The sequence below is a fragment of the Stenotrophomonas sp. YJH_SMC_82 genome (assembly GCF_059368875.1).
Window position 1 is genome coordinate 1 of sequence record NZ_JCAFSE010000011.1, and the last position, 4,675, is coordinate 4,675.

The window sequence follows — 4,675 nt, forward strand, 5'->3', positions numbered from 1 at the left end:
CGGTGTCGCCTCGCAGGGCGGTGACGTGGTCGGCCAGGTGGTCACCACCATGTCGGCCATCGAAGCCTCGTCGAAGAAGATCGCCGAGATCATCTCGGTCATCGACGGCATTGCCTTCCAGACCAACATCCTGGCGCTGAATGCCGCAGTGGAAGCCGCCCGTGCCGGCGAACAGGGCCGCGGCTTTGCCGTGGTCGCCAGCGAAGTGCGCACCCTTGCCCAGCGCTCGGCCGCCGCCGCCAAGGAGATCAAGGGCCTGATCGACGACTCGGTCGGCAAGGTTGCCGAAGGCTCCAGCCTGGTCCACCAGGCCGGCAGCACCATGGGCGAGATCGTCGCCTCGGTGCAGCGCGTGACCGACATCATGGCCGAGATCTCCGCGGCCTCGCAGGAACAGTCGGTGGGCATCGAGCAGGTCAACCAGACCGTGGTGCAGATGGACGAAACCACCCAGCAGAATGCTGCGCTGGTGGAAGAAGCCACTGCTGCGGCACGCGCGATGGAAGACCAGGCCGTGCAGCTGGGTGAAGCCGTGGCCCGCTTCCGGCTGGCATCGCAGGGCACGATGGCCATCCCGGCACGCCCGCTGGCCGCACCGGTACCGCGACAGCTCGCAGCCGCCGCGCCTGCGGCAAAGCCGGCCCCGGCACGTGCGCTGCGCACGGCAACGGCCCAGCCGGCGCTGGCCACGGACGGCGACTGGCAGGAATTCTGACAGAAGCACGGGGTCAGATCCCTTTACTGCGGGAAAGGGATCTGACCCCTTACACGTGGAAAGTGATGCAAATCCCACTTCATAATCCGGTGCAGGAGCCGATATCCCCATCGAGCCTCGCGCCAATGCGTGCTGGCGCCCGCCCCTGACCGTAGATTCCATGTCCGACGGCAACGACACTGCAGTGCATGATGTCCACGCGGCCGATGCCGCGGACGAACGATTCCTGGTCCGCAACCCGCGCCAGCTGCGCCAGCTGCTGCGCTCGCTGATCGACCAGCGATCGCTGATCAACGCCCATATCGACGGCCGCGACCGTTCCTTCCCGACCGCCCTGCTCGACCTCGACGAAGACGAGGACTTCCTGCTGCTCGATGGCAGCCCACAGGAAGCCTCCAACCGCGCCGCCGAGCAGGCCGATCACCTGCTGTGCTTCGCCCAGCTCGAACGCGTGCTGGTACGGTTCCGGCTGCACGAACTGCAGCGCGTGGACAACGACGGCCATGTGGCCTTCCGTGCGCCGCTGCCTGACGAACTGGTGCACCTGCAGCGCCGCGAGCTGTACCGGCTGGAGACGCCGGTCACCGACTCGCCCCACCTGCTGCTGCCGCCTGGCGAAGCGCGCGCCGAAGCCCTGTCGATGCGCGTAGTGGACATCAGCGGTGGCGGCCTGGCCGTGGTGGTGCCCAATGACTGCGCGGTGTTTGGTCTGCAGAAGCGCTATCCGGCGCGGCTGTCGCTGCCGGACGGCCCCGACCTGGATATCGAACTGGTGGTCTGCAACCTGCTGCCGCAGCGTCAGCCCAATGGCATCGAGGTCAAGCGCGTGGGAATGCGCTTTGAATGCCTGCCACGCGGCGCCGACAGCGCCATCCAGCGCTACATCTTCCGCATCGACCGCCAGCGCAAGGCCCGCCGCAACGGCGAGCTCTGAGGCCGTCCGACCGGTAGTGCCGGCCGCCGGCCGGCAACCCTGGAACGCGTGCCGGGGTCAGATCCCTTTTCCCTGAAAAGGGATCTGACCCCATCCACGGCACTGCCCGGCACCTAAAGTCCCCCCCGGCGGGGCCGATATCGAGCCTGACACCGGGACTTCCGGCAGAACCAGGACCCCTCGATGAACGACAAGACCAGCTCCGCCGCCAGCGCCGGTGGCGAATTCCTCAGCTTCACCCTTGGTGATGAGCACTACGGCGTGGACATCCTCAAGGTGCAGGAAATCCGCGGCTACGACGCCGTCACCCGCGTGCCGGACGCCCCGGACTACATCAAGGGCGTGATCAACCTGCGCGGCACCATCGTCCCGGTCATCGACCTGCGCCTGAAGCTGCGCCTGGACAACGCCCGCTACGATGCCTTCACCGTGATGATCGTGCTGAACGTGGAAGACCGCGTGGTCGGCATCGTCGTCGACAGCGTCTCCGACGTGATCCCGCTGTCGGCCGAGCAGATCCGCCCGACCCCGGAATTCGGCGCGGCCGTCGACACCCGTTTCATCTCCGGCATCGGTACCCACGACGATCGCATGCTGATCCTGCTGGACATCGAGACCCTGCTCGACAGCGCCGACATGGGCCAGGCCAACCTCGCCGAAGACGTCGCTGCCTGAGCAAACGGAACTGCTTCACGTTCCAGTCACAAAACCCTTCAGTTCCCTTCGGCGGTGCCGATAGGGGGACAGAAGCCGGTCGCGCAGGAGCGCGCAGGACCGGCCCGATCGTTACCATCCCCGGAGATACCCTCGATGAAGTCCCTGTTTGCGTTCGTCTCGGCCGCTGTCCTGGCCACCACCGCCGCCTCCGCTTTCGCCCAGTCGGCCGACATGATCCCGCCGGAAATGGCGCCGCGTTCGGTCGGCAAGGACGGCATGGTCTGTGGCAAGGTCGAAAAGGCCCGTTACGCAGAAGGCTCCGAAGGCCAGCCGACCTTCCTGTACATGGGCGGCGCCTTCCCGCGCCACACCTTCTCGGCGCGTATCGCCGGCGAGAACCGCGGCAAGTTCTCCTTCCCGCTGGAAACCCTGGAAGGCAAGACCGTGTGCGTGATCGGCAAGATCCAGCGCGACGCCTCGCGTGCGGAAATCGAAGTCAGCTCGCCGGCCGGGCTGAAGCTGGCCAACATCAAGTAATCCGCCGTTCGTCGGACCACGCCGGGCCTGGTCCTGGCGTGGTTTCTGCTGCAACCGGGCCCGATGCCCGGGCGCGTCTGCCTTAGGAGCTCGCAACGCCCATGCCGTGGATCAACAACCTGAAACTGATGCCGAAACTGCTGCTGACCTTCGGCGTCCTCCTGCTGGTGATGCTGCTGCAGGGCATCGTCGCCTATCGCGGCCTGCATTCGCTGAACAACGTGACCACCGAGCTGGCCGGTTCACGCATGGAGAGCATCCGCATGGCCGGCGAGATGCGCGGCATGCTGGGCGAGTACCGCAATGCCGCCTACCAGCAGCTGATCCGCGCCAGCGATGACGTCAAGTCCGATGCGCGCAAGCAGGGTGTCGACCTGCGCGCCAGCATGGACAAGTCGATCAAGGAGTATCCGAAGCTGGTCGACAACCCGCAGCAGAAGAAGCTGTTCGACGCCTTCGCCAAGGAATGGAAGGACGCCCTGGCATCCTATGACAGCGTCACCGAGATGCTGGAGCTGGACCTGCCGGACGACGCCATCGATACCTTCGTCGGCGAAACCCGCACCAAGCACCGCAAGGCCGCCTCCGCGCTGGAGGCGCTGATCGCCGAAGACAACCGCCTCGCCCGCGCCTCGCGCGATGAGGCCGCATCCACCTACTCCGCCTCGGCCGTGCTGACCGTGATCGCCCTGCTGGGCGGCGCCGCGCTCGGCCTGGTGCTGGTGTGGCTGTTTGCCCGCGCCCTGGTCGGCAGCGTGCGTGGCGCCGTCTCGGTGGCCAACGACGTGGCCGGCGGCAAGCTCGATGGCCACATCGACGTCAGCCGCCAGGATGAAGTGGGCGAACTGATGCAGGCCATGCAGCGCATGCAGCGCGACCTGCGCGAGCGCATCGAGACCGACCAGGCCATCGCCCGCGAGAACCTGCGCATCCGTACCGCGCTGGACTACAGCTCGACCGGCGTCTACCTGACCGACACCAGCAACACCATCGTCTACAGCAACCGCGCCCTGCAGCAGACCCTGAGCCAATACCAGGACGAACTGCGCCGCGACCTGCCGGACTTCGATGCGCAGGCTTCGCTGATCGGCAAGCCGGTCACCGTGCTCGAACACCGCGGCGAGATGGACCAGACCCTGCTGGGCAACCTGAAGGCACACGGCGTCGCCCGTCGCCCGATGCAGTACGGCGATGCCCAGTTCGCCCAGGTGGTCTCGACCATCCGCAATGAAGGCGGCGACACCGTCGGCTACGTGGTGGAATGGCGCGACCGTACCCAGGAAGCGCAGGTCGAAGCCGAAGTGGCCCGCGTGATCGCCCAGGCCGCCGCTGGCGACCTGTCCGGCCGCATCGATGCCAGCGACAAGGAAGGCTTCTTCCTGCAGCTGGCCCAGCAGATCAACGGCCTGCTGGACGCCAACGCCGGCAGCATCGAGCAGATCTCCGGCCTGCTGGCCGCGCTGTCGCAGGGCGACCTGACCGTGCGCATGCACGGCGATTACCAGGGCGTGTTCGCCCGGATGCGCGACGACGCCAACGCCACCGCCGCGCAGCTGAGCGAGATCGTCACCCGCATCAAGCAGTCCAGCCGCGCGATCAGCTCCGCTGCCGGTGAAATCGCCTCCGGCAACAGCGACCTGTCGCGCCGCACCGAACAGCAGGCCGCCAACCTGGAGGAAACCGCTGCCTCCATGGAGGAACTGACCTCCACCGTGCGCCAGAACGCCGAGCACGCACGCCAGGCCAACCAGCTCGCCATCGGCGCGCACGGTGTCGCCTCGCAGGGCGGTGACGTGGTCGGCCAGGTGGTCACCACCATGTCGGCCATCGAA

5 protein-coding genes are annotated in these 4,675 nt (G+C 66.9%); all 5 read left to right on the forward strand.

Features of this window, described 5'->3' with window-relative positions:
* Positions 1 to 715 (forward strand): methyl-accepting chemotaxis protein (locus AC5P53_RS20465; protein WP_495227504.1); only part of this gene is annotated, 715 nt, incomplete at its 5' end.
* Positions 716 to 875: 160 nt separating this feature from the next.
* A complete protein-coding gene (locus tag AC5P53_RS20470) occupies positions 876 to 1,649 on the forward strand; it encodes a flagellar brake protein (protein WP_046430424.1) in 774 nt (257 codons plus the stop codon).
* Positions 1,650 to 1,832: 183 nt separating this feature from the next.
* Positions 1,833 to 2,324 (forward strand): chemotaxis protein CheW, encoded by a 492-nt coding sequence (locus tag AC5P53_RS20475; protein WP_014647021.1) that lies wholly within the window; start codon positions 1,833 to 1,835, stop codon positions 2,322 to 2,324.
* A 135-nt stretch (positions 2,325 to 2,459) separates the two neighbouring features.
* Complete coding sequence (locus tag AC5P53_RS20480) at positions 2,460 to 2,843, forward strand: hypothetical protein (RefSeq protein WP_014647020.1); 384 nt, start codon at positions 2,460 to 2,462, stop codon at positions 2,841 to 2,843.
* 101 nt (positions 2,844 to 2,944) lie between these two features.
* On the forward strand, positions 2,945 to 4,675 hold a 1,731-nt coding region (locus tag AC5P53_RS20485; protein ID WP_495202979.1), incomplete at its 3' end, for a methyl-accepting chemotaxis protein.

What these genes read in the sequence shown, in the direction of transcription:
- AC5P53_RS20470 (WP_046430424.1), top strand. Translation starts at nt 876, where the DNA reads ATGTCCGACGGCAACGACACTGCAGTGCATGATGTCCACGCGGCCGAT.
- AC5P53_RS20475 (WP_014647021.1), top strand. Translation starts at nt 1,833, where the DNA reads ATGAACGACAAGACCAGCTCCGCCGCCAGCGCCGGTGGCGAATTCCTC.
- AC5P53_RS20480 (WP_014647020.1), top strand. Translation starts at nt 2,460, where the DNA reads ATGAAGTCCCTGTTTGCGTTCGTCTCGGCCGCTGTCCTGGCCACCACC.